The sequence below is a fragment of the Paenibacillus sp. M-152 genome, from assembly GCF_003856555.1.
Lineage (GTDB): Bacteria > Bacillota > Bacilli > Paenibacillales > Paenibacillaceae > Paenibacillus > Paenibacillus polymyxa_C.
The window spans coordinates 4,227,893-4,252,756 of record NZ_CP034141.1 but is presented as its reverse complement, the minus strand read 5'-3'; the positions used below and the strand labels follow the sequence as shown (position 1 = coordinate 4,252,756).

General features: G+C 41.6%; 24 protein-coding genes. 19 read left to right on the top strand and 5 right to left on the bottom strand.

The window, feature by feature from the left end:
• Window positions 1-20 precede the first annotated feature (20 nt).
• The 14 genes from EGM68_RS25785 to EGM68_RS18490 all read left to right on the top strand — a co-directional run bounded on the left by EGM68_RS25785 (window position 21) and on the right by EGM68_RS18490 (window position 12,449).
• Entirely contained in the window at window positions 21-182 is a 162-nt protein-coding gene (locus EGM68_RS25785; RefSeq protein ID WP_165264050.1) for a hypothetical protein, read from the top strand.
• 67 nt (window positions 183-249) lie between these two features.
• Window positions 250-993: a transposase gene (locus tag EGM68_RS18555; RefSeq protein WP_129549771.1), complete on the top strand. Its 744-nt coding sequence runs from the start codon at window positions 250-252 to the stop codon at window positions 991-993.
• 159 nt (window positions 994-1,152) lie between these two features.
• Window positions 1,153-1,998, top strand: a complete 846-nt coding sequence (locus EGM68_RS18550) for a tyrosine-type recombinase/integrase (RefSeq protein ID WP_129549770.1) — start codon at window positions 1,153-1,155, stop codon at window positions 1,996-1,998.
• Window positions 1,999-2,113: 115 nt separating this feature from the next.
• On the top strand, window positions 2,114-3,724 hold the full coding sequence (terL, locus tag EGM68_RS18545) for a phage terminase large subunit (protein WP_240664075.1): 1,611 nt from the start codon (window positions 2,114-2,116) through the stop codon (window positions 3,722-3,724).
• Window positions 3,725-3,868: 144 nt separating this feature from the next.
• A complete protein-coding gene (locus tag EGM68_RS18540) occupies window positions 3,869-4,717 on the top strand; it encodes a copper amine oxidase N-terminal domain-containing protein (RefSeq protein WP_129549769.1) in 849 nt (282 codons plus the stop codon).
• Window positions 4,718-4,762: 45 nt separating this feature from the next.
• Window positions 4,763-5,050, top strand: coding sequence for a hypothetical protein (locus EGM68_RS18535; protein ID WP_206099032.1), 288 nt, complete (start codon window positions 4,763-4,765; stop codon window positions 5,048-5,050).
• 109 nt (window positions 5,051-5,159) lie between these two features.
• On the top strand, window positions 5,160-6,467 hold the full coding sequence (locus EGM68_RS18530; protein WP_129549768.1) for a phage portal protein: 1,308 nt from the start codon (window positions 5,160-5,162) through the stop codon (window positions 6,465-6,467).
• A 767-nt stretch (window positions 6,468-7,234) separates the two neighbouring features.
• Window positions 7,235-7,849, top strand: a complete 615-nt coding sequence (locus tag EGM68_RS18520; RefSeq protein WP_129549766.1) for a DUF4355 domain-containing protein — start codon at window positions 7,235-7,237, stop codon at window positions 7,847-7,849.
• 33 nt (window positions 7,850-7,882) lie between these two features.
• Window positions 7,883-8,713 (top strand): phage major capsid protein, encoded by an 831-nt coding sequence (locus tag EGM68_RS18515; protein ID WP_129549765.1) that lies wholly within the window; start codon window positions 7,883-7,885, stop codon window positions 8,711-8,713.
• Window positions 8,714-8,810: 97 nt separating this feature from the next.
• On the top strand, window positions 8,811-9,029 hold the full coding sequence (locus EGM68_RS18510) for a hypothetical protein (RefSeq protein ID WP_129549764.1): 219 nt from the start codon (window positions 8,811-8,813) through the stop codon (window positions 9,027-9,029).
• A complete protein-coding gene (locus EGM68_RS18505; RefSeq protein ID WP_129549763.1) occupies window positions 9,022-9,333 on the top strand; it encodes a phage head-tail connector protein in 312 nt (103 codons plus the stop codon). Before EGM68_RS18510 ends, EGM68_RS18505 begins: the two co-directional genes overlap by 8 nt.
• Window positions 9,333-9,623, top strand: a complete 291-nt coding sequence (locus EGM68_RS18500) for a hypothetical protein (RefSeq protein ID WP_129549762.1) — start codon at window positions 9,333-9,335, stop codon at window positions 9,621-9,623. Before EGM68_RS18505 ends, EGM68_RS18500 begins: the two co-directional genes overlap by 1 nt.
• Window positions 9,620-10,705, top strand: a complete 1,086-nt coding sequence (locus EGM68_RS18495; protein ID WP_240664074.1) for an Ig-like domain-containing protein — start codon at window positions 9,620-9,622, stop codon at window positions 10,703-10,705. The genes EGM68_RS18500 and EGM68_RS18495 overlap by 4 nt, the downstream gene beginning before the upstream one ends.
• A gap of 118 nt (window positions 10,706-10,823) precedes the next feature.
• The gene (locus EGM68_RS18490; protein ID WP_129549761.1) at window positions 10,824-12,449 is read left to right on the top strand and encodes a recombinase family protein; all 1,626 of its coding nucleotides are present in this window, start codon (window positions 10,824-10,826) and stop codon (window positions 12,447-12,449) included.
• 347 nt (window positions 12,450-12,796) lie between these two features.
• Here EGM68_RS18490 and EGM68_RS18485 read toward each other — a convergent pair whose 3' ends face one another.
• From EGM68_RS18485 to EGM68_RS18470, 4 genes are all read right to left on the bottom strand, one after another.
• The gene (locus EGM68_RS18485) at window positions 12,797-13,231 is read right to left on the bottom strand and encodes an Imm30 family immunity protein (protein ID WP_129550345.1); all 435 of its coding nucleotides are present in this window, start codon (window positions 13,229-13,231) and stop codon (window positions 12,797-12,799) included.
• Window positions 13,232-13,461: 230 nt separating this feature from the next.
• A complete protein-coding gene (locus tag EGM68_RS25780) occupies window positions 13,462-13,749 on the bottom strand; it encodes a hypothetical protein (RefSeq protein WP_165263975.1) in 288 nt (95 codons plus the stop codon).
• A 198-nt stretch (window positions 13,750-13,947) separates the two neighbouring features.
• On the bottom strand, window positions 13,948-14,496 hold the full coding sequence (locus tag EGM68_RS18480; protein ID WP_129549760.1) for a T6SS immunity protein Tdi1 domain-containing protein: 549 nt from the start codon (window positions 14,494-14,496) through the stop codon (window positions 13,948-13,950).
• 15 nt (window positions 14,497-14,511) lie between these two features.
• Window positions 14,512-17,595 carry a polymorphic toxin type 15 domain-containing protein gene (locus tag EGM68_RS18470; protein WP_240664071.1) on the bottom strand — a complete coding sequence of 1,028 codons (3,084 nt, stop codon included), beginning with the start codon at window positions 17,593-17,595 and terminating at the stop codon, window positions 14,512-14,514.
• 326 nt (window positions 17,596-17,921) lie between these two features.
• Between EGM68_RS18470 and EGM68_RS18465 the strand changes: the two genes are divergently transcribed.
• Window positions 17,922-18,122, top strand: coding sequence for a hypothetical protein (locus EGM68_RS18465; RefSeq protein ID WP_129549759.1), 201 nt, complete (start codon window positions 17,922-17,924; stop codon window positions 18,120-18,122).
• Between the two features lie 624 nt (window positions 18,123-18,746).
• On the opposite strand, the gene EGM68_RS18460 is transcribed toward EGM68_RS18465, so the two are convergent.
• Entirely contained in the window at window positions 18,747-19,598 is an 852-nt protein-coding gene (locus EGM68_RS18460) for a copper amine oxidase N-terminal domain-containing protein (protein ID WP_129549758.1), read from the bottom strand.
• A gap of 495 nt (window positions 19,599-20,093) precedes the next feature.
• Between EGM68_RS18460 and EGM68_RS18455 the strand changes: the two genes are divergently transcribed.
• The 4 genes from EGM68_RS18455 (at window position 20,094) to EGM68_RS18440 (ending at window position 24,773) form a co-directional block, all read left to right on the top strand.
• Window positions 20,094-20,966 (top strand): AraC family transcriptional regulator, encoded by an 873-nt coding sequence (locus EGM68_RS18455; protein ID WP_129549757.1) that lies wholly within the window; start codon window positions 20,094-20,096, stop codon window positions 20,964-20,966.
• 357 nt (window positions 20,967-21,323) lie between these two features.
• Complete coding sequence (locus EGM68_RS18450; protein WP_240664069.1) at window positions 21,324-21,629, top strand: hypothetical protein; 306 nt, start codon at window positions 21,324-21,326, stop codon at window positions 21,627-21,629.
• A 402-nt stretch (window positions 21,630-22,031) separates the two neighbouring features.
• Window positions 22,032-23,426: a TldD/PmbA family protein gene (locus EGM68_RS18445; protein ID WP_129549756.1), complete on the top strand. Its 1,395-nt coding sequence runs from the start codon at window positions 22,032-22,034 to the stop codon at window positions 23,424-23,426.
• 3 nt (window positions 23,427-23,429) lie between these two features.
• On the top strand, window positions 23,430-24,773 hold the full coding sequence (locus EGM68_RS18440; protein ID WP_040103164.1) for a TldD/PmbA family protein: 1,344 nt from the start codon (window positions 23,430-23,432) through the stop codon (window positions 24,771-24,773).
• Window positions 24,774-24,864: the final 91 nt, after the last annotated feature.

Here is a 24,864-nt window from a genome sequence, read left to right as displayed (position 1 = left end):
AAACCGAAAGGGTGATTGAGTTGGGTAAAGCAAAAGTGAATATGGTGATTCGATTCCTAAAGGGCATGCAAGCCGAAAAGGTAAATGTGCTAGGGGCTGAGGAAGCTTGTGAGGATAACGAGTTGATTCAAAAGGTAATTGAAGATATCGAGTTGTTTTACGAGGCTGAATTGGAAGGATGAGCTGATACATATGGGGAATGGTCGATAGCTGACTGTTCCCTTTTTTCATTGATGGAGGTGAGTTAAGATGAGCAAAAATAGTGACAAGCCCAAAAGGAACAAGCCTAAGATACTAACCAAATATGATCAATTTGTTGTGCCAAGACTCAGGGATATTCCCGTTTGGGTACGTGAAGGAGCAACAGATGAAGAGATTGCGAAGCGACTTAATATTCATATTTGGACATTAGGCGATTATAGAAGGAAACATCCCAAATTTGCGGAAGCATTGGAACGTCCAACCAAGTGGGAAACACATGTATATCCTAGACTTGCGGAGATTCAGCAATGGTTCGAAGAAGGCGTGAATGCGGAGGATATTATCAAGAAACTCGATATAGGTAAAACGACTTGGTACGAGTATATAGATAAACATCCGATGCTGGCTGAACTAGTCAAATGGAGCAGATCTGTGCCTATATCCCACGTGGAAAATTCACTTTTGAAAGCTGCTACGGGCTATGAATATGAAGAAATAAAAACGATTATTGAAGAGGACAAAAATGGAAAAAAGAAGACGCGTATCGAGAAAGTGAAACGATATCAGCCACCCAATCCGACAGCGATGATTTTTTATTTAAAGAATCGCGCACCCAACGAGTGGAATGATCGCCGTGAACTGCTGGTCAATACAAAAGCACTGGAACAGGAGCGTAAGCAGCTATTTTTGGATATGATTGAAGCCGATGTAGTGGATGCCGATTATGAAGCTATTGAGGAATCGGTTGAGATTGAGGACGGATACATAGAGCCAGATGATTCGCAGTCATAACGTTATGCCGTCAGTATTTGCATAGATAAACGCCCATTTCAGCCCTGAATTAGCCCCAAAATTGTCCAAACTCAGTGCATAAGATAAGTTATGTATGGAGTGGACTTTCCCTCGCATCAACGCTATGATGTGACACACAAGCGAAGGGTGGGGGCGAATATGGACTATATTCAAGGGTTTGAAGCACATTTACGGAGCAAGGATCGAAGCAAGAACACAGTTTCGTGCTACATCCGGGACGTGTTGCAGTTTATAACCTGGTATCAAAGGAAAACGGAATATGGACTGGACAAGTGGATTGAATTGGATGGCGTGGAGTACAAGAAATATCTGAGAAGCACCAACCAAGCGATACTCACCACCAACCGCAAGATTGCCAGTATCAACGTATTTGCTCAGTGGATGCACCAACAAGCCTATATTAAGGAAGAGATACATATCGAAGCGGTCAGGAACAAGGTTGTTCACCAATACAAAGGGTTAGCGGAAAAGGATTTGTGGAAGCTGCGGAATGAAATTCACCGTATGGGTAATCGGATGCATATCTGTATGATTGAATTACTGCTGGGAACAGGGATACGAGTAAGCGAATTGGTTGGCATCAAGCTGAAGGATATTGAAATGACAGAACGTAAGGGGATATTGAAGGTGCTTGGTAAAGGGAACTCCCTCCGAACGATACCCATGAATAAGGATGTACGTAAAGCCATCACCCGATATCTCGAAGTCAGGCCACAAGTTGAATCGGAACACTTGTTTATTGGGCAGCGCGGAGCCTTGGAACGGAATGCAGTCAACTTGATCTTGAACAAATACGGGGATCGAGTCAATGTAAAGGTCACACCACATATGCTTAGACATACCCTTGGCTATAAGTTGGTGAAAACGACTCCATTGACGACCATCCAGCAAATCCTTGGACATGATCACGTAGCAACCACCAATATCTATACTCTAACAACGCAGCAGGATATGGCTGAAGCTTTGGCAAATATCGAGTGGTGAGAAGCCACTCTTTTAGTTGTGGATGGAGGGGTTCTTCTATGTAGATAAACGTAGCCGCCAGCAAAGGGAGCAGAAATTTTTGTGATGATTTTATAGTGAATTTGAGAAAGGAGCTATGCCCATTGAAACGATAAAGCAAGAAGAGCAACGCCAAGCTGAACTGCTTAAACAGTATATGGAGAAGCATTTTAAGCCACCGAAAATGAAACAACTGATCGAAACATTCTCTTTTTCCGAATTACGCAAGCTTATCGGTGAGATGGACATTGAGTTTTTTGCGTTGGCCTATTTTCCTAAATACTTTGATCGAGCATTTGGCAAGTTTCACAAAGAGCTATTCACGGAATTAAGACATATGCTTGCCCATACTGGACTGATTACGGCTTTCGGCCTCCCAAGGGAGCATGGAAAGTCGACAATCAGTTCTTTTTTATTTCCGCTGTATGCCACACTTTATGATAAATCACAGTTTACACTGATTATATCTGCGACAGAACAAATTGCTCTTCCGTTCCTCGATATGATCAAAGATGAGCTAGAAACAAATCAGATGCTGATTGAGGATTTCGGTATTCGTCAAGGTAGTCGCTGGAACAACAATGAAATATGGCTCAAGAGTAAAGGTGGACTGGACTCATGTATTATGATTCGTGGGATTGACGGTAGCTTGAGAGGAATTCACTATAAGCATCATCGTCCTACCTTGGTTTTAATGGATGATTTGCTCAAGGAGGATACGGCTCGATCCGAAGCCAAGCGAGAACAAATTAAAAATACGTTTACGGATGTCATTCTGCCTATTGGCACAAGGGATACGAATATCCTGATCTGTGGAACCATTTTGAATGAAGAAGATATTATGGCCGATCTGCTCAAAGGTAAAATTCCTGGTGTGCGAAGTGTTCGTAAAGCAGCCGTGCTTCAATTTTCAAAACGTGATGATCTGTGGTCAGAGTGGGAACGACAATATAATAACTTGCAGGATGAGGACAGGATCAACACAGCCTTGTCTTTTTTCATGGCGAATGAGGAGGAAATGCTAAAGGGGACGGAAATCCTGTGGAGCGAGTATTTGGACTACTACTACCTAATGTGTAAAAAACAAGCCATGGGTGAAAAGAGCTTCTATAAAGAATTACAAAACGATCCGCGTTCAACCGATGAATACATATTTCAGAATCTCATGTATTGGGACAGGTTGCCTGAATTTGAGGATATGGAAATGGCGATGTATATTGATCCAGCCATTAAAGCAGGAAAGAAAAATGACTATTCGGCCATTTCGATTATTGGACAGCACAGGAAGACGAAGCAAATGTATGTGATTGACGGCAACATCTATAAACTGCTGCCGGATGATTTGTTCCAAGTCGCTATTGAAAAATTGAAGCTTTATCCTGTAGATAAGCTAGGCTTTGAAGTCAATCAGGCACAAAGCTATATGAAGCAAAAGTTTGAAGAAGAGTTATGGAAAGCGAAGATACATACACCTGTAGTAAGTGTACATTCCAAGGGACAGAAACATGAGCGCATTATTAGTCTGGAACCAGAAGTTAAGAAGGGTCATATTCTGTTCAATGCAGATAACATCAGATACAACCATCAAGTGAAGAATTACAATCGAAATTGTACATATGATGACGCGCCAGATAGTTTATACGGGGCCGTTCAATTGATTCAGTCGGTCAAGAGTCTGAAATTTTATGATCGTAGTTTGTTGTTTTGAGGATTTTGCTAAAAACTCATTCTTTATTTGATCTAATTTCGTTAGCTAACGAGCAGGAGAGTGCAACAAATTTTATCCAGTTGCGTCTTAATATGGGGGAAAGTTACTGTGCAACAAATTTAACTAAAAAAGGAGCTATCATTTATGAAAAAAGCATTCTTTTGGGTTTTTCTTGCAATCTTTTTATTTATTTTATCGTCAACTACGTATGCAGCAGAAAATCAAATCAAAGTTGACGGTGTTGCTATTGCATCCGATGTGAAGCCTGAAATGAAGAACAAACGTACAATGGTACCTTTACGTGTTATTAGTGAAAATTTGGGGGCTAGCGTCGAATGGTCCAATTCCGGGGTTATTCTCGCTAAAAGCGATATGAAAGTTATATTAACACTGAACAGTAGTACAGCGGAGAAGAATGGTGAAAAGATGCTGCTTGATGTTAAACCATACATGAAGAATAATCGTATATTTGTTCCACTTCGTTTTATTGCAGAGACGTTTGGATGCCATGTCAATTACAACAACTTTGTAGTGACTGTTGATACTGAACCATTGTTTATAGACGGTGTACAAGTAAAAGCATTGCAGCATGAATACCATATGACTATGGGCGGCGTAGTTCAGCGAATTAATGGAAATGCATATAACAAAACAATTTATAATATTTTTGTGAAAAACAAAGGTAAAAAGGTCGAAGCACCTGCAGACTACTCTTGTAGATTCACAATTGACACACTTGGGTCCTATTATAAAAATGCACAATATGATTTTCTAGACCCAAAAGGGAACAGCTTAGTTCGTTTTGATGTTTATTCTTTAATTCGTTCTTTCCCATCTGAACCTTTAACAGAATATCCAGAGATTTTGATTCATGACGTATCTAAAGATGAGTGGTACTTGTTTAGCGATACCGCAAATCGATCCATTGAACAGTTAATTGATACCGCTAAAAAGAACGGTTTTCTGACGATTATAAGTAATACAGTTGTATAAAGTGATTTTTCTTTAATTACGGGTATGTAAGGAGGCTAATATTCTATGGACGGCTGGAATGAGGAGAAGGCTCTGGAACAGAGTGATATTCATCAATTGAGTGGTGAGATCTATCAGATCCTACACGAGAGGATTGACAAGCTAGGTGTAGCATATGGCATCGTTAGTGAATTTAGTTATAACCCTGAGGAACCACCGTTCTGGACTATTACTATCGAGGACTATGAAACCGTGCTTACCTCGGCCATCTTGTTTCAATATATGAAACAGCATAGAAATTTGAAGGATGCGTTAACTCATTTTATGCGCGATCACTTCCCATACTTCACTTAAGCAGAGTATTAACGGTGAAAGGAAATGTTAATTCAACAAGGAACTACCTTATTAAAAGGTGGTTCTTTATTTTTTAAGCAACAATTACATCTTGAAAGGAAGAACCTATTTGCAAATAACCGAACAAATCGTATTAGAGTGTCTAAATGAACTCCATTCGATTGCATTAGCCAAACAGAAATACTCAGACTACTACAATGGTCAGCATGCTATTCTAAAGAACTATGCGTTGCAAGAAAGCCGAAGCAATCAAAAGCTTGTCTTTAATTTCCCACGTAAGTTCGTAGATAATGAAGTTGGTTATCTGCTCGGTAAGCCAGTAAACTATGTGTCCAAGTCGGATCAAGATGAAGCTATACATAACATAGACGTACATATGAGTCATTGGGACAAGGAGCATAATCTACAGCTTCGGAAACAATCTGAAATCTTTGGTGAGAGCTATGAATTGAATTATATCGACTCCGATGGCCAGTTTTCAGCGACGGTGCTATCCCCTTTGAATGCGTATGTGTTGGAAGATGGAACAGCAGAACGAAATGTACTACTAGGACTACATAAATTTACGAGACGGTTTGATAAGCAAGTGTATTTGGACGTGTATACCGACCATGAAATTCTACATTATACAATCGGCAACGACGACAAACACAATCGGAGTAGGTCGAACCAAGCATCTGAATTAAAATATATCGGCAAACATAATCACATCTTTGGAAGAGTCCCGCTTATCTCCTGTCCAGCCAATACAGAGAGGAAAAGCGGCTTCCATGATGTGATTTCTTTATTTGATGCCTACAATACCTTGAATTCCGATTTGGTCAATGAAATTGCAGATCATCGCAATGCCTATCTCGTGATTGAGAATGCCAAGCTTGAAACTGAGGACTTATTGAATATGAAGAAGATGGGCATTATTCAAGTTCCGGCTGGGGGGAAGGTAAGCTGGCTTACGAAGGAGATTAACGATTCTTTTGTAAAGAACGAGCTGGATAATATTGAACGCAAAATCTTCGATATGATGGATCAGGTTAACTTCAATGAGAATTGGGCCAGTAATACGTCTTCCTTAGCTCTGAGAAACAAGCTGTTAAATTTGGAGAATCGAGTGGCAATGCGTGAAGCCTTAATGGAAAAGGCAATCAAGCAGCGTCTACGAAATTTCTTCACCTTTTTGCACATTAAAGAAGGCGAGCAATATGATTACCGAGATATCGCTGTGAAGTTTACTCGTAACTTGCCGACAGATTTGGTTGGGATGGCTGATGTGATTGTGAAACTGAAAGAAGTAGTTTCACAGGAAACATTGCTGACACTATTACCATTTGTGGAGAATCCGAAGCTGGAATTCAATAAATTTCATTCGGAGCAGCAACGATTAACTACTACGGATAAGGAGGTCTCAAATGCAGAATAAAAATAGCATCAAGCGGCTGATGAAAAATAATTGTGCGTGTTATCTCGGGGCGAAGCATGGTATTACAAACTATTGCTGTTTACAGGATAGTCCCTGTGTATTTTTCGCTCAAGATGATTCTCTGCCTCGATGTACATATTTTGAAAATGGGGTTTTACCCATAGATGAAAAGTTAGAACAAGAATATAAGTCTGAGCGGAATGTAGAATCTGAATTTAAAACAGCGCAACCGAGGGTGAACTGTCCGAAATGTAGGGCTACATTTTCAGCAAATTCGAATCGGCAGAAATATTGTGAGAAATGCAGAGATAAGAATGCGAACGAAAAGTCGAAGTTACGGATGCGCCAGATGAGAAAAAGCAGGCTCGATGTTACGCTTTAGGCTATCCAAAAGCCATATAAACTAAGGGTGAAAAACAACCGTAAATGGTGAGGGAGTATGTTTGTCCCTATTTCTCATTTTTGCGGTTTCTAATGCGTAACATCATTGTATCAGATATGACGTTAAACGAATTCAACATACATATGCGTGTTCGAAAGCTCGAACCTATACAGACTCGGTGTTACGCTTTAGGCTATCCAAAATCCGCATAAACAAAGGGTGAAAAATAGGCAAAAGTGGGGAGTTGGCATGTTTGTACCTTTTCCTCGTTTTTGTGATTTCTAATGCGTTACATTGCTGTCCTGAGCATGACATAAAAAGGCTCCATACATAAGCGTGTTCGGTTCTACAGAGTCGAATGGGCAATAAAGGAGATTAAACGAAAATGCAATTGGAACAAGTGAAGCAGTTGATTGAAGAAAACCAAACGAATGAGGAATGGCAAGCGTATCTTCAGGATTTGAATTCATATAACGTAGAAGGGATAGAGCAATACATCCAATCTAACAAGGAAGCGAAAAGTTGGTTCGATAGCACAATGGACAAACGATCCGCTAAATCCTTGGAAACGTGGAAAGCCAACCATTTGGAAAGTGCAGTGGATGCTGAGATCAAGAAGCGATTCCCGGCGAAGGATGAGAGAGAAATCGAAGTTGAGAAGCTACGAGCCGAAGTGGAAAATATGAAGCTAGAGAAGCAGCGTGAACGGTTGACTAGCCAAGCGATCAAAATTGCATCCGAAAAGAAACTTCCACTCCCGTTAGTGGATTTTTTTATTGGTACAGATGAAGAAGCGACGACAGCGAATTTGGCTATGTTGGAAAAATCGATGCAAGTGGCTGTACAGCAGCAAGTTGAGCAACGACTCAAAGGAGATGGCTATACTCCTCCGGTTGGTTCAACAGGTAACGCATTTTCATTAGAAGCGATTAAAGGCATGTCACCGAGTGAGATCAATCAGCATTGGGATCAAGTCAAACAAGCATTACAAAACAAATAATAATCAAATAGAAAAGGACAGGGTGATTAGAATATGACAGTACAACATTTTATTCCTACCATTTGGAGCGCACGTTTAAATGAAAACCTGAAAAAGAATCTGGTGTATGGGAATGTGGTCAACACCGATTATGAAGGAGAAATTAAAGGTCAGGGTTCCACAGTGAAAATCAATTCGATTGGAGCGGTGACGATTGGCAATTATGACAAGGTAGCTGGAATCGGGAATCCACAGGAACTGGATGCTACGCAAAAAACATTGGTGATTGATCAAGCGAAGTATTTCAATTTTCAGGTGGATGATGTCGATGCTGCGCAAGCGAATGTGAATCTGCTGGATGGTGGGATCGTGGAAGCTTCGTATGGACTAGCCAATGTGGTCGATCAGTATCTTGCTGGATTTTACACGGAGGTCAAAGCCGAGAATATGATAGGAAACGATGCAGCACCCGTAATTCCCACGAAAGATACAGCCTATGATTTACTGATTGATCTTGGCGTGCTGCTGGATGAAAACAATGTACCGGAAAGCGAGCGTTTTGTAGTGGTTCCTGCATGGTACTATGGCTTGCTACTAAAAGATGCTCGTTTCACGAAAGACTCAAATATCATCCGTACAGGTTATGTAGGAGATATTGATGGTATGACGGTGTACAAATCCAACAATGTGCCGAATACCGAAGGAGCCAAGTATAAAATTATTGCGGGTCATAAGAGCGCCATATCGTTTGCGGGTCAAGTGGATTCAGTGGAAGCCTTCAGACCAGAGAAGCAATTTTCGGATGCAGTAAAAGGTTTACAGGTGTTTGGAGCTAAGTGTATCAAGCCAGAGGCTCTTACTGTACTCACAGCCAATAAGTCTTAATTGAAAGTGGATGATATGAGAACACATTATAATAGAAGAAACACGTTTAGGGTGTCCGTTTTGGATACCCTATTTTTATATTTTGGAGGGTGATAAGATGTGGTTTTTGAATCAGGAAACAGGCTGCACATGGGAAGTCACAGACCAGGAGTTAATGCTGCGGTTACAGGCCAGTGGGCATTATGAGCAAGTGGAGGAACCTCAACCAGATGAGATTAAGCAAGAAGCAGCCCAAACGAAAGCTCAAACTGTCAAGAATATGAAACGTACCGAGAAGGCACAGGTAAAGGAGGAAAAGGAGACAGCACATGAGTGATTCATTGATTTTACTTAAACGATTATTAAACTTGGAACCAACAGACATATCGAAAGACGATATCTTGATTCACTATTTGAATAAAGCGAGGAGTAATATTTATGGCTATTGTAATGTGGCAACACTGCCTGTGGAATGCGATCATGTCATAGTCGATTATGCCGTATATCTCTATAAGAATAGGGATTCGACTGGGCTTATAAATAAGCAAGAAGGTGAACGCTCAGCCACATATGAAACAGGGATTCCGATAAGTATTCGACTTGCTCTTCCTTTACCTAAAATCAAGGTCGGGACAGATTAATGTTCTATGATACGAAGCTAGAAATTTTGGATAATACCAATTTCACACCTGTTATGTCTATGATGGTAGATGTACAACCTTATCGCAAAAGTTTCTCTTTTGAAGATGGCTACATACTAGAGACGACATATCGAGCTTTCATTCCATTAGAATCTTTATGGCAGTCGACTTGCTATGTTCGAATCAGCGAGGATGTCTTTATTATTTTGGACATGAAGGATTGGAGTGATTATATGGAGTTGTACCTGTATCGCTGCAAGCCGGATTTTGGATTGGAGGAAGAGGAATGACACGGAGCTTAGAACCCATGCTGGATTTCTTTCTACGAGAGAAGGGAGAGCTTGTACATATCAATGGTATGCGACAGCTTGCTCTAATTCAGGATGCTACAAATACCTTTCAAATGACCGATGAAAAAATTATTCGAGCGGCAACACCCTTACATACAGGAGATAGCGTTGATTATCGTGATGAACGATATTTAATTACCAGTCAGGTGGATCAAAATGAACAGTCGTGTCGGGGCAGGATGAAAAAGTGTAATCAACGACTAGCTATAAACTGGAATGGAGAGGTGAAATGGTTTGATGCTGTGGTAGAAGCCAGAACGTTTTCAACGGAAACAGGTAAAGTTATCTCCATGCCAGAGGGAAATATTATAGTTAGACTACAAGACAATGCAGACACGCGAAACATCGCATTGAACCAACGATTCTACATCACTCATCAGTCGTTTAAAATAGTTGGAATGGATCGTATCCTAAATGGCATCATCCAGTTAAGCTGCACATTGGATAGCATAAATACAGCTTATGATGACGTGGAAAATAACATTGCAGATAGATGGAAGTACGAGATTGCTCATACATATGCATTACATATTCATCAGGGAACGATGGCCAATGTACCTCTAAACGAAACAATACCGTTGAATGTGACTGCTACGGATAATGGAAATGAGATAGCCCATCCAACGATTACCTATATATCTAGTGATCCAAGTATAATTAGTGTAGATCAGCAAGGTCGGGTTATGGGCATCGCTTTGGGCCAAACAAGCATCACCGTAAAATTAACGTATCACCCAACAGTACGAAGTACCATTGAATTGAGAGTCGTCGAAACGGGAACGCATATCTATTCGATAGCTACTACTGGAAACCCTATCCTCAAAACAGGACAAAGCGCCTCATACGTCAGCCACATTTATGATCATGGAACGGAAGTGTTTGACCAGTCGGTGGAGTGGAGCCTACGAAATCAAGATGATTCAACTCCGATCATGGGAAGCATGACAGCCAGCACAGGAAATAGTGTGACGGTGAAAGCCGGAAGCAGTAGTGGGTACAGAAGAAGAGTTCATAGCGATTGATGAGCTGAATAAAAAGTCTTTCAAATATCTATCACATGGACAGAAATGGACTTGATGATGTACCGCACGCATTATACCATGTGACCGTATAAAGAAGATATCGAAGGGAGAAACAACTATGGCCCAAGCCGCAACCGCAAAAAAAGTCGTGATCGTTCCCATTAAAACGATGGACATCGTAGAGGGAATCCAAGCGATTCTAAAGAAGAAAGTCGCTGCCTATTGTCGGGTTAGTACCGATTCTGAGGAGCAAAAGGAGAGCTATACCAATCAGGTAAACCACTATACCCAATACATTCAAAACAACTTGGAATGGGAAATGGCTGATATTTACGCAGACGAAGGCATCACCGGAACCAGCACTAAAAATAGAACACACTTTAATCGGATGATACAGGATGCCCGAAACGGTAAACTGGATCTCATACTGGTCAAGTCGATTTCGAGGTTTGCGAGAAATACACTGGATTTATTGAAATATGTACGGGAACTTAAAAGTCTTGGAGTGGCTGTATTCTTTGAACGGGAGAATATTAATACACTGGATACCACAGGTGAAGTATTGCTAACCATCCTAAGTTCCCTTGCACAAGATGAGAGTCGAAACATTTCTGAAAATAGCCGATGGGGAATACTGCGTGGCTTCCAAAACGGCAAAGTCTTCTGTAACACGAACCGCTTCCTCGGCTATGATAAGGATGAACATGGTGAACTGGTCATTAATGAGAAGGAAGCCGAGATTGTGCGGCGCATATACGAGGAGTATTTGGATGGGAAAAGCTATCAAGCGATAGCTAGAGGTTTGATGCGAGATAAGATTAAAACAGTCACGGGTGGCGATACGTGGTGGGATTCCTCCATTACCTTAATTCTGACCAATGAGAAATATTACGGAGCTTTGCTTCAGCAAAAGACGGTGACGGTAGATTTTCTAACCCACAAACGAATAAGGAATAAAGGACAGGAGCAGCAATATTTAATTGAGGACAACCATGAGCCGATTGTATCCAAGGAGCTATTTGAAGCGGTGCAAAAGGAAAAGGAACGGAGAGCCAAGCTGAAAGGGAGTGTGATGGGGGAGAGTAAAAGATATTCCAGTAAATATGCACTCAGTAGTAAGGTATATTGTGGATGCTGTGGAGCCATTTTTAAACGCCGAACCTGGAACAGTAATAACCCATCTAAAAAAGTGGTATGGCAATGCAAAACGTATGTCAATGAAGGTAAAGCAGCCTGTGATGCCAAATCGGTTGATGAACCAGTTTTACATTCCGCGTTTGTACGATTGTTCAATCGGATGTATAAGGACAAGAAAAGGTTAATTAAAACGCTGAAAGCTAATATTGAATCGGTACTTTCCAGCGGAGTAGAGCAAAAATCGTTATTAGACATCGAAGGAAAGATGCAACAATTGAAATCCGACTTGAAAAAATTAGTGAATCTCAAGCTTCGGAATCAGATAGATGAGACGGTTTATGATGAAGAAACGAACAGACTGTCCAGTGAACTAAACGAGCTACGGCAACAGATGCTGAGATTAGAGGAGGAAGAGGATCAGAAGGAAAAAATCAAGGAGCGAGTCGATGAGATTATTCAGGTACTAAGCTCCCGGCAAGATATACTAGAACAATTTGATGATAACCTATTCAATGCGTTGGTGGAGAAGATCACGATTCTCTCACCAGCGCATTTTGTTTTTACCTTGAAAAGTGGAATGAGCATAGATGAAATTATCGAAGATTAATAGAGTGTTGTTACATGAATTTAGGAACTAGAGAAACTATAGCTAAAACGATCAATGGCTAACGAATATGTGTGGGTTGCATGACGGGAAGAATCAATCGAATCCCGTCTTTGACCCCTTCCATATAGACGAAGATTACAGAAAAATCAGCTTGCTATGTTATTTAGTTTTCGATATTCATCATATAGATAATTGTGTATATTTAATCGTTTTCATCTCAATTTATTGTCTCTACAAATTTTATTCTTATTCTTTATATAACCAGCATTCCTAAAATAATCTTTAGTAAAATCAGAGCAAATATCACCTCATTGTAAATGTTTTATATTAAAGCCAGGACTCTATATTTAACTTAATTTCTCTAAAAGCGAGAGGGCCTCTTCTGAAAAAAAATCCGGATCATCATCATTGATCAGTAGTAAAATTTCTTTAATAACTTGCTTATTTGAAATTTCTAATTTGTCTAAAACCTTGCCGTAAGGAGCCACTAGATCTTTTGAATTTAAAATTGTTCGATGAATTCTCTCTGCCCAAAACTCCGCATGGGGTAACATTTTAGGAACACCCAGAGCCAATTTGTATAAGCCCTCTCCTAAATCATTACGGTTTGCAATATAAAATATGGTTTCGATAAGATAATCATCAGCAGACGGTTCGGCAACTTCATCTTCGAAGATTGTACAGAGATCGGGAATTATATCATTCGTCCCTTCAAGGGACAATTCATTCAGAATACCCTCGAATGCTTCTATATTATCCCCCTCATTTTCCATAAAGCGCATTTTATATAGTAAATTAATTTTCTCATTCAATATAACTTTCCTCCCCTCGATTTGGATCAACTATACGGTTTCCCCATTTTGTTCTCATATTTTTATAGTAGTAAAATATTTTTGGAACTTTTTTAGTCGTTATAAGTGTTTACTAAGTTGTTTTGTGTCTAGCTTGTTGCATTGTAAGTTCTTTTTTAAAAATGTAAACAAAAGAAATATTAGGATAAAGTGATCAAAAGCTAACGAGTAACTGTGGGGTGTATGACGGGAAGAATCAATCGAATCCCGTCTTTTACTCCTTCCATATAGATGGATTGTTTGTCTTGGCTTAACTGATAGCCTATGCTTTCTTCCCATTCGGATAGCAGATGTTGAATATCTTCAGTTTGGTTGATTTTGAATTGATCCATTTGAGTGAATAGATTTTTGTCCTCAGATGAGCATGAAGCGTTTTGTTCGCCAGCGAGTTCTAGTTGATAAAATCGTTGGCGTAATGCTTCGAGAAACCATTCTGGCCAATTTGACATAAATACATTTTCCCTCCCGTTGTTGAAGTGTGTGTATGTTAACTCTGATGGGGAGGGATGGCAAGTCATTGTTTTAGTGCAGTAAGTGGCTTGCTATGTTACTTAGTTACTAATCTTGAACAGATAAAAACCTTATCCACCTTATAAATCAAGTTGGAATGAGCCTTTAGGAGTATAATGATTTTGAAAGCAATTTTCTTACTCAACAAGACCCGTGAATTGGGTAATCAAATATATGTGCTCAATTAGTTTGACTTTTTCTAGATTTTCTACCTTTTCGGAACCGCCTAATCCTAGAAGTGGAACATAACCAAAGCATTCATCAAATGCTGGTTTTCCGTATTTTTCAATGGCATCAGGATATGGTAGCCAATCTAGATCGTTTTGCAGGGATGAATCATCCTCTAGGTCAGAGAAAAAAAATTCAAACCCAGATGATATGCCTTGCATCTTTCCTCTTCTAAAATTAAGTAAAAGTAAATATTTATTATCTTCCCAAATAAGTAGATCTCCCATGGAAGTAGTAAATAAAACCAGAGTCTCTTTGCTTCTTACATACACCTCTTCTAGCAAAGAATGAAAGTCATCTGGGTTTACTATTTTTAAATATCCATTAAGGATACTACCAAAGCCATACTGCTTCCAAACTTCTATTAATTGCTCAGGTACTTTACCTTCAAATTTATTAATCAGTTTTTCAGAAGCCTTTTCATGTAGCTCAAAATCATTAAAAATTCCAATATCCATCCTGATCTCCCTCTGTTAATTTGTTAGTTTAATATTTAAATGAGTTGACTTTCTTTCTGCCTCGGTCATAGATTCAGCAGCTGATCTTACATGTTCATCTATTTTACCCGCCCTTTTTTTCCATTGGGAGCCAAGAGAAGAGTTAATCCTTCTATCCCCCACTCCACTGACATGTTCTGGTATACCTCCAGCAATTTGATCAGGATTATGTAATGCCGCCTGACCATCTAGCCATTTACTAGCTTGTTTTTTTGCTTCTTCTTTATCCACTCCTTCTTTTCTTAACTCAGTAACCTTATCCAAGTATGCTTTTTCTCTCGCAGCTTTTTGCGCAGTATCACCTTCGGGTGCTCGTCCTTCTTTTAAATATCTATCTCTATTTTTGATAAACTCATCAACGGTTAAGGAATTAAGTCCTTCCTCTTGAGCCTTTAGCTGTCTTTCAAATTCTACTTTATCATGTTTTGGATTCCTTTTGAAATTGACTTCAACTTCAGAGATTCGGGAAATTTTTTTTAGATTAGCTTTACCCGTCCCCTCAGTTTTAGTTTGACTCGATTTCGGCTCATTCGTTGGCTTCAAGGGTTTTGGTTCTGGAGCATCTTTGGAATTATGATGTTTCCCTTTTCCACCTTTTATTTTTCCCTTACCCAGAAGAGAGCTAATTAGCATCCCAGCTAATGTCTCACCCTCCATGTAACTTTGGCCCTTCTCTAACATCCGTTTATCGTCTTCTTTTAAACCTTTGAGATACTCTTCTCTGGCATTTTCCTGATCCAAAACATAATTTTTAGCAAATACCAAATTTCCCTTTGCCTCTTCATATTGGCCTGACACTATAGTACTTATAGTATCCACAGGATGCTCGATAAGAGCATCTTTTAACTGTTTTAAGCCTTCAACGTTCGCTTGAACTGTTTCCTCCATGCCCTGGAAAAAGAGTGTCGTTTCCTCGCCAAAGCTTTTTTTAGGGGGTTCGGGACGATTAGCTTCCCAGTCACGAATACTTTGCACATACTTTCTTGTTCTCTGTAATTTTTCTTCTTCTGGGGAAAGCGGCTTAGGAGGAGGTTGTTGCTTCATATAATCCCTAATCCATTTTTCACGAACACTTTTAGGAACCTGCTGATACGCATGAACCATCATCTTAGACTCTTTCAGCAAGTTTTGAACCAGCTCCAATGTTCCACCGGAATGAGCCACATGACGAGCACTTGTATACACTTTCCCCAAAATCCACTTGTTATAATAGGCTTCCTGAGCTCGCTCATACTCGTATTGACTGACCAGTCCCTGCATTGTTAAACCAGCCAAGTATTTTAACGGATGAATTCTGGTTCCCTTACCGCCTCCTCCAACGGTAGGGGTCCCTTTGCTCCGAACAGGGATCGCTGCGGTTGCTTTCAGAATGACACCCGCCGCAGGCCCACTTAGTGCTCCTATAACAGCACCAGCCACTTTGCCCATCACCGGAATGGAACCTAATAGCTTGGACACCGTACCCATCAAGGCATTCGCCTGTTTAAGCTCTGCTGGACTGGTGACTTTTGCTTTAGGGGGAGAGGCTTGACTGCTAGATGAATCTTTGGCTGCTGATTGAGCTGCTTCATAGGCTTTGATGCTCATCAATGGCGGCTCAGGTACAGGAGGGAGGTCAGCTACGAAAACAGGTGCTTTCACCGTACCTTCCTGATAAATCACTGGAGCTTTGGTATCCGTCTCACCATCGAGCACCATGCTGCTGGCCCCACCTTTTAAGTATAGCGCCGTACCAGCTTCTAACGATAGTTCTTCACCTGCATTGAGCTTCACATGACCACCCTGAATCTGCACATTCCCCGGACTGCTAACGGTAATGCCAGAATCCTCGTGCAGTGTAATCGAAAATCCATCGGAGGTAGACAGGGTCAGCTCTTGCTCGGACATCTCCACGCTGCTACCTTGCACATGTTGCCATACCTTTACATTCGGCTGTCCATTTGCGTGGCGTTGTTGTCGGAGCGAATCCGTTACATAGGCATCTTGTTCGCGGTGAGTAGGCAGATACAGTTCGACCTGTTCCCCGATTTCAGGCATATCGTACCAGCCACTATGTTCTTCTGCTACATATCGAGTCGCTACAGGAAACCAACAGGCTTTGGCAGGATCTTGCTTCGGGTCGATGTCCAGTTGAAGCTGCACAAAATCCTGAAGTACCTTCAGCACCGTTCCTGTCAGCGAAATCCCGGTGGCCTGATCGTTTTCATACCGGGCATAGCGAATATTCTGTTCCGCTTGGAGATCGTAACGGGTACGCAGTAAGCCATCCTCTAATCGTGTCACTGCCCGAACGACGACCAACTCTTTACCTTGTCCAATCGGTAACGTGATGAAATCACCCAGCGCATAGTATTGCAGGCTTTCAATCATATAGGTGACATACGAGCCAGCACGTTGTTCTCCCGGCTTTTCCGCATCCGGCTCATGAAACGTTTTTCGTACCCTGTAAAATACATCTCGTTCCACTTTATGCTGCTTGCCTTCTGGCATCCCAAAAAAGACCTTGGGCGAAGCTGCGGTTACCTCTGGCACAAGTACGGAGCCAAAGCGAGAAGCGAGACGTTTTAAAAACGCCCAATCGGTCTCTTCATATTGTAAAACAAAAGTGTCCAGTTTGGCATAGTTCGTGACGGTATCAATGGCATCTCCGTACTGATATTTTCGAATCATCGTAGTGACCAGATCATCATAAGTACGGTGAATATCTTGATAGGAGCGTCTTTTCACCTTAATATCCATCTGGTACGAATGGGAAGCGGCCTTCAGTTCAAAGGTATATACTCCACGTGTGCAATTCACAGACATTTGCGTAACGATCCCGTGGAACAGTCTTCTTAGCGATTGTCCTTGATCATCCAACTGACGAATCACAATCGGCTCTTGCTCCATATTTTGTCCGATGCATGCGGCTCCCTGTTCTTCGGAGAGCATACCACTGATATGTAAATAGGCATGATCATTAAGGGTACGTGTTATTTGAAGTTTTTCGATGTGTTGTGGCTGAAAGGGGCCATAAAAGCGTAGGCTTTCATACCCGATCCCATCTGATAATATGCTCAAGTGAGTTCATGACTCCTTTCTAGATGTGATGGCTGATTACAAAAGTAAAGTGCAACATTTTTAATTCGAGTCTGACTATAGAAGAAATGGATGAATACAACTTGGGGTCAAGACCGATATGTATCACAGGGTTTGTTGGGTACAAAAACATTCTTAATCGGATACAGGTGTCCCGAGTAAGCAATCATTCAAGGTACAAAAGGGCAAGAGGAGATATTTAAATAACAGTCCAGCATTATGTATATATCGGTTGAAAGAGAGATTTAGTTTACAAAATGACCCATTCATTGGGGTATTTTCAATGTGTAATACTGGAAGGGAGAGGTGTGGGAAGAGAGAAAGTTGACAGTAATTTTGAGCAATTGCCTTTCGAAGTCAGGAACTGGGCTGATTTAATCGTGATTATGGATTCGGGTAAATTAAATACAGGCGCATATGAAATTAGTGGGGCGATAGAAGTGAAGGGAGAAAGAGCATCATCTGGAAAAAGGGAGCGTTGTGAGAAGGAGTGGCTTTTGATAGTATAGGTGATATATATAATAAAAAGGAATATATCCCTTTCGTAGTCTCGACACATGTGGAGTGCGTGGTAGTAATATATCGAAATGAGAAGCATTGATGCACAAGGATTTGAGAGCAACTTGAATATGTTCCTGCATTCAAAAAACGCTTTAGGGTTGTTACTGCATTGCACAATGACAAATAACTTGGAAGATGTCTGGGAAAACAGTAAAGAGGGGCGGCGTGCCCCTCTTATTGCGAGATACTAAATATTTTTAGAAAGTGTAGTTTTTTATTTCGAGATTTTTCATCATAAAAAGCTTTTCTCTCATTCAATGATCTTGCTATATTCGATAAAAGCTGAATTATATTCCTTATCTCATGTTCTGTAGTGTTGTCATATTGTGAGATTCACTGATTTCATCATTACGTTTATCTTTAGGTTCTTCTCTATTACGCAAAGTAATTCTCAAAGGCAAAGAGGGCTACAAATAGCGCCCAGTAAAGTATGGGCGCTTTTGCTTAAATAGTCCTTTATATAGATTTAAAATCGTTTATTTTAATATATCAGCATACCTTGCTTGAGAAGTTATTGGAAATTGATGTTCCTATAGTTCTAAACATGTCTAGGGTCTTCTAGATCCCCTAATTTAATCTTTAGTGTTGCCGACAGCTACGATATATTTAAGAGGGTTGGATTGAAAATTGTTGGAAGAACTTGTAGACGAAAGATCTATTTTGTTCCAGGTACGCGTAAAAGTTGCTCCTGCTTGCACTGCAGGTCGATCTCTATCCTGCTTATCGTATTGGTAGCTTATATCTGTAATGAAAGTGGGCCGAAGGTCTTCGCTACCTAATTTCAAATCCTTACTAGATATATTTCGAGCGGTTATAGATAATGTTCCCATTTTTGAACTGCTACCATCTCCTGGTAAGGTTAGCTCATAAGATAGCGGGCGAATTTTATTGGTATCTATGTCCGTGCTTAAGGGGATTGTATTTGGATCGTAGCCGCCCTCTAAATAGGAAATCACTTTACTTTTTTTGAATTTATTATCTTTAATCGTTAACAATTGATCCTCCCAGCTGCCCTTAATGTTTAAGCCGTCAAGTAGTACCTTGGCAGGAATAAAAACTTGTTTTTGTTTAAGAACAGGTACAGTATCAATTTTCGTGTTTTTTCCATTATACGTTACATTGTTAGAGTTAATTGTAACTTCTATATTTTTGTGATCCCAAGAAATTGTGGCTGTTTTTTTAGGCGCATCGTAATTTACTGTCGCTCCAAGCAACTCGCTTACTGCACGTAATGGAATCATAAAACGCTGTTGTTTATCGATGTATGGCGCATCAGGTGATGTGTATAAGATGTAATATTGGTTGATTTTAAGAATCACTGGTGCCTTAATGACAGTCGCTTTCGCATCTACGTTCCCCATGTTTAACGAAAACAATAATAAGGCCGCCAAAGAAAATAAAACAATACTTTTACACAACTTCATATAATATTGCCCTCCATTCATTTATACTGCACTAGATATTTTACTCCAATAATTACAGTTTAGAGGGCTAGCTATACAGGTTCCCCTTAATGAAATTGCCCTGTGCTAACATTTCTTACTCACAACAGAAACCTAATTTTACCTATAATACCATTACACAACAAATTAAAATACTTCAGATTTAAAATTCCGTGACAGTCAAACGCTTGCTGGAAAAGGGCTTGCAGCCATCTATTACTGATAAGTACTTCAAACGCCAGAATGTGAAGCTCAATGGTTTCATCGGCTACATGCTGATTCAAATGTAATTGAGGATATCAAGTTTTTTTACGAGGAAAATTTTGAAAGTTAAACTGATACATATGGTGAATAGGCTCTGTTATATATGTTTTCGCACTAAATTTATGAATAGGAATAGACCCTATATAATTGTGCAGGAATTGTCGGATGGATACATTCAACTACTGTTATTCTATTGATGAAGGAGGTCATATAGTGGATTTGCTTAAGAGCATGAATGAAGCGATAAGGTATATTGAAGAGAACCTGATTAACGAAATTGATTTTAAAGAGGTAGCAAGGTTGGCTTACTGCTCTGAATTTCATTTTAAAAGGATGTTTTCTTTTCTTGCAGGTGTTACGTTATCAGAATACATCCGCCGCAGACGCCTCACTCTTGCAGCGTTCGAGCTTAAAGATAACAAACTAAAGGTTATTGATATCGCGATTAAATACGGGTACAATTCACCAGATTCTTTTACAAGAGCTTTTCAAAATTTACATGGATTAACGCCGTCTGAAGCCAGAATTAATGGCCGTTCACTTAAAGCATATCCACGAATGACCTTCCAGTTATCAATTAAAGGGGGAAGTGAAATGAACTATCGAATTGAAGAAAAAGGGGCATTCCGCATCGTTGGTATCCAAAAAAGAGTTCCCATTATTTTCAACGGAGTCAATCCAGAGATTGCTGCGATGTGGGAAAGTTTAGATGGTGAAACGATCAATAATCTTAAAAGAATTTCTAATGTCGAGCCTATGGGGTTGCTTAGCGCATCCACGAACTTTTCTGAAGGTAGAATGGAGGAAAAAGGGGGGCTTGATCACTATATTGGCGTTGCAACAACAAAGGAGTGTCCGGATAACCTAACACAACTTGAAGTTGCTGCCTCAACCTGGGCAGTATTTGAAGCAATCGGATCATTTCCTGATACTTTACAAGATGTGTGGGGCCGTATTTATTCCGAATGGTTTCCATCCTCATACTATGAACAAATAGAAGGTCCGGAAATCCTGTGGAATGAGAGTAAAGATATAACCTCACTGACTTTCAAAAGTGAAATATGGATACCCATCTTGAAAAAGTAAAATAATGCGTGTGATCATGAAGTATTCCTTGAGCTGTTTCGGCAGCTCTTTTTACAATTGAAGCTCATTTTGTGAAGAAGGTATTTCTTTTAAGGTACAGCCATTTGGCGTGAAAGGAAGGATAATTTATTTCACGGGACTAATGATTTGAATTGAAAAAATATCCATTCATTTAGTTGTACTTTTAAAACTTGTAAGTTTGATATAATCCTTATCTTGGAATGTCAAAGGGTCTTATTTTATCTTGCACACTAAATTGTCATAATAACCTTATCTATTATTTTCTAATTGCTACGTATCTACGTACCATATCCGTTATCATCCTTTGATACACTTTGAGTAAAAGGAGATGATAACTTGGATACCCAACCTAAGATACTAAAGAGCATGGAACATACAAACTCATCTGAAAATACGGCTAAAGAATACGAGAGCTTGGTACAGCAGGAAGACGAACACATAGAGAGACTTAAAACATGCACAAAGCTCATTTGGGATGCGCTAGCTATTATTTCTCAAAAGGCGAGCGTACTACACATGGATACGGTCAAAGAAGCGGCCGACCATCTTCATATCATGGAACTGGATTTACGAAGAGAACTGTTTAAAGTTCGTTTGAAAAAAAGTATTTTAGCAAACCAAATGAAACAAACCCAAGCATAACAGCGGAGGGGACGGAATCGTTCTGAAGAAGCGGAGCGTTCGCCTTTGACCCCGGGTTTTAACCGCTAAAATATAATTAAAAAAATCAGGGGGCAACAGCGATCGGAAGAATGATCCGTCTACGTAGCGGCCTCATATGCACGTACTTGCTCAATCCACCCAGTACTCAATTTGCTCAAATAACCCGACATGACCTTTCACGGTCTGATCGGGTTTTCTCATTTCAATCCCTCTATCCCACACATTGAATCTTTAAGCTCCTCCCAACACTTGCCACCCAGATAGTTACACCCACTCCCACATCATGTATAGTAAAGTTATGGGAAATAAACATGAACCCGCATATTATCTTGATCGCTTAGACGTACAATATGAAACATGGCAAAAATGAGGAGGAACGTGATGATACATCCAACACAGATTCAGGATATGCTGCAAGCCGCGCTGGAGACGGGCGGGGATTTTGCAGAGGTGTTTGTCGAGGACCGCACCAATGGGCAACTGGGCATGACTGGAGGCATCGTGGATACGGCGCTGTCAGGCCGAGATTTTGGGATTGGCATTCGGATTATGAAGGAGCATTTTTCGGTGTATGCGTACACCAGCGATATGAGCGAACAGAGCCTGATCCGACTGGCCAAATCGGCCGCCAAGGCTATTCGCGGCGGTGGAGCACCAGGTACACACACCATTACACTCCATCCTCATGCGATTCCTAACCAACATCCGATTGCGATCGTTCCTGACGGTTCGCAGAAACGTGCCAAGATCGACATGATGAGACGGGCGCATGAGGCGGCAAGCCAATACGATCCTTCCATCACGCAAACCTCTGTTGGGATTAGCAACTCGATCCAGAACGTCTTAATCGCCAATAGTAACGGGCTGCTGGTGAAGGATACCCGTACGTATACACGCATGAGAATAAGCGCGATTGCGACTGATGGGGAGCATAGACAGTCCGGGTTCCGTGGGCCGGGAGCGTATGCTGGGACTGAATTCCTGGAGAATCTGAATATCGAAGAAAATGCGAGACACGCTGCTCGGATTGCGTCCACGATGGTCAAAGCGAGATATGCGCCTAGCGGCAGACTGCCTGTCGTGATTGAGAATGGCTTTGGCGGCGTTCTTTTCCACGAGGCGTGTGGGCATGGGCTGGAATCTACAGCGGTGGCGCATGGAACCTCTGTGTTTGCGAATAAAATCGGGCAGCAGGTGGCTTCACCGCTCGTCACGGCTATAGATGATGGAACGATTCCGAATGCATGGGGCTCGCTCAATATCGATGATGAAGGAGCGCCAACACAGCGCAACGTATTGATCGAGAACGGCATTTTAAAAGGATATCTAATCGATCGCATGGGCTCGCGCCAGATGGGTATACCTGCGACAGGATCGGGACGAAGACAGTCCTATAAATTCGCGCCTGCATCCCGTATGAACAATACGTTCATTGCGAATGGGGAGTCTACCCGTGAAGAGATCATTGCCAATACGGAGTACGGGATCTATGCCAAATCGCTGGGCGGTGGTTCGGTGAACACCTCGACGAGCGAGTTTAATTTTGCGGTTGAAGAAGCGTACATGATTCGCAACGGCAAAATTGCCGAGCCGGTCAAAGGCGCAACGCTGATCGGCAAAGGGATTGAAACCCTGCAAAATATTGATATGGTCGGCAACAATCTGGATCATGGTCAGGGGATGTGCGGCTCGGTCAGTGGAAGTCTTCCGGTCAACTGCGGACAGCCTACTATACGGGTGTCCGAGATGACCGTCGGTGGACGGAAGGGGGAATAGGCGATGAATATTCAGCAATTTCAGGAAGCATTGTTCGCCAAAGGCCGGGAAATGGGCTATGCGGATATGGAAATCTACTATGTAAATGGACGTTCTACCTCGGTAAAGGTGCTGAAGGGAGAGATTGACCAATATACCATCGTTGAGAATGGCGGACTTTCCTTCCGTGGTGTCATTAACGGGAAAATGGGCTATGCCTCTACGGAGAAGCTGGAACCGGATGTGATCGACTTCTTATTGGAAGAAGCTCGCAGCAACGCGGATATATTGGAGAGCGAGGAACAGGATGAGCTGTTTGCAGGCTCTGAGAGCTACCCTGAGCAGCCTGCTTATGCCTCTACGCTTGCTGACACAGTTCCTGAGATTCTGATCGAAGCGGCGCTGGAAATGGAGCGTACAGCGCTTGCCGCAGACCCACGGATTGTGATGGCTCGGCATTGCTCGGTCAGCATTCGTGAGAATGAGGTCCTGATTGTGAATACCAAAGGGCTGCACTGCCATCGTCGCAAAAGTCTGGCGACCGCTTATGTGTATGTGATTGCAGCAGAGCATGGCGAGACTGTTACCGGGGGCTGGCATGATTATTCGCTGCGGAGCGTGGAGGAGATCGATATTGCGGATGTGGCGCATAAAGCCGTACAAGAGGCCGTTTCCAAGCTGGGGGCGCACACGATCCAATCGGATAACTATCCGGTCATTTTCCGTCATGATGCAGCAGCGCAATTGCTGGCTGCGTATACGTCGGTATTTTCTGCGGAGTCGGTGGATAAAGGCTTTTCACGCTTAGCTGGGAAACTGGGACAAAAGGTGGCAAGCGAACATATCACACTGATTGATGATCCGCTGATGGAGAATGTTCCCGCAGGCAGTACGTTTGATGCTGAAGGTAGTGCGACACGCCGCAACGAGATTATCAAGGATGGAGAACTACGGACGTATTTCCATAACCGCAAGACGGCTCGCAAGGCTGGGGTGCAGAGTACCTCTCATGCTTCCAAAGGCAGCTATAACAGTAAAATTGGGGTGTCGTATCATAATCTGTACGTGGCTCCAGGCACATCTACGTTGGAAGACATGATTCGCAAGACGGATCGCGGGTTGATGATTGTCGAGCTGCAAGGGCTGCATGCGGGTACGAATACGGCGTCCGGTAATTTTTCGCTGGCTTGTCTGGGCTACTGGATTGAGCGAGGGCAAGTGGTCAGAGCGGTCAATCAGATTACGGTATCAGGTAACTTCTTTGACGTCCTACAGCAGGTAGAGGAAGTTGGCAACGATTTGCGTTTTACGGGAAGCTGCACTTCTCCTTCGCTCAAGCTGGCTGCACTCTCGATTTCAGGCTCGTAATGGCTGGAGCAGCCTTCTTTTTTCAGACTCACGTCCTGTTTCTGACGTTCCGATTGCCTGGTGATTACAGATGCCTGATGCATCAGGGTAT

Bases quoted from the DNA above. Each gene is read 5' to 3' on its own strand.
- EGM68_RS18505 (WP_129549763.1), top strand. From the start codon at position 9,022: ATGAGTGATTCATTGATTTTACTTAAACGATTATTAAACTTGGAACCA.
- EGM68_RS18480 (WP_129549760.1), bottom strand. From the start codon at position 14,496: ATGGATATTGGAATTTTTAATGATTTTGAGCTACATGAAAAGGCTTCT.
- EGM68_RS18510 (WP_129549764.1), top strand. From the start codon at position 8,811: ATGTGGTTTTTGAATCAGGAAACAGGCTGCACATGGGAAGTCACAGAC.
- EGM68_RS18460 (WP_129549758.1), bottom strand. From the start codon at position 19,598: ATGAAGTTGTGTAAAAGTATTGTTTTATTTTCTTTGGCGGCCTTATTA.
- EGM68_RS18440 (WP_040103164.1), top strand. From the start codon at position 23,430: ATGAATATTCAGCAATTTCAGGAAGCATTGTTCGCCAAAGGCCGGGAA.
- EGM68_RS18500 (WP_129549762.1), top strand. From the start codon at position 9,333: ATGTTCTATGATACGAAGCTAGAAATTTTGGATAATACCAATTTCACA.
- EGM68_RS18490 (WP_129549761.1), top strand. From the start codon at position 10,824: ATGGCCCAAGCCGCAACCGCAAAAAAAGTCGTGATCGTTCCCATTAAA.
- EGM68_RS18485 (WP_129550345.1), bottom strand. From the start codon at position 13,231: ATGCGCTTTATGGAAAATGAGGGGGATAATATAGAAGCATTCGAGGGT.
- EGM68_RS18515 (WP_129549765.1), top strand. From the start codon at position 7,883: ATGACAGTACAACATTTTATTCCTACCATTTGGAGCGCACGTTTAAAT.
- EGM68_RS18550 (WP_129549770.1), top strand. From the start codon at position 1,153: ATGGACTATATTCAAGGGTTTGAAGCACATTTACGGAGCAAGGATCGA.
- EGM68_RS18445 (WP_129549756.1), top strand. From the start codon at position 22,032: ATGATACATCCAACACAGATTCAGGATATGCTGCAAGCCGCGCTGGAG.
- terL (WP_240664075.1), top strand. From the start codon at position 2,114: ATGCCCATTGAAACGATAAAGCAAGAAGAGCAACGCCAAGCTGAACTG.
- EGM68_RS25780 (WP_165263975.1), bottom strand. From the start codon at position 13,749: ATGTCAAATTGGCCAGAATGGTTTCTCGAAGCATTACGCCAACGATTT.
- EGM68_RS18555 (WP_129549771.1), top strand. From the start codon at position 250: ATGAGCAAAAATAGTGACAAGCCCAAAAGGAACAAGCCTAAGATACTA.
- EGM68_RS18520 (WP_129549766.1), top strand. From the start codon at position 7,235: ATGCAATTGGAACAAGTGAAGCAGTTGATTGAAGAAAACCAAACGAAT.
- EGM68_RS18535 (WP_206099032.1), top strand. From the start codon at position 4,763: ATGGACGGCTGGAATGAGGAGAAGGCTCTGGAACAGAGTGATATTCAT.
- EGM68_RS18495 (WP_240664074.1), top strand. From the start codon at position 9,620: ATGACACGGAGCTTAGAACCCATGCTGGATTTCTTTCTACGAGAGAAG.
- EGM68_RS18540 (WP_129549769.1), top strand. From the start codon at position 3,869: ATGAAAAAAGCATTCTTTTGGGTTTTTCTTGCAATCTTTTTATTTATT.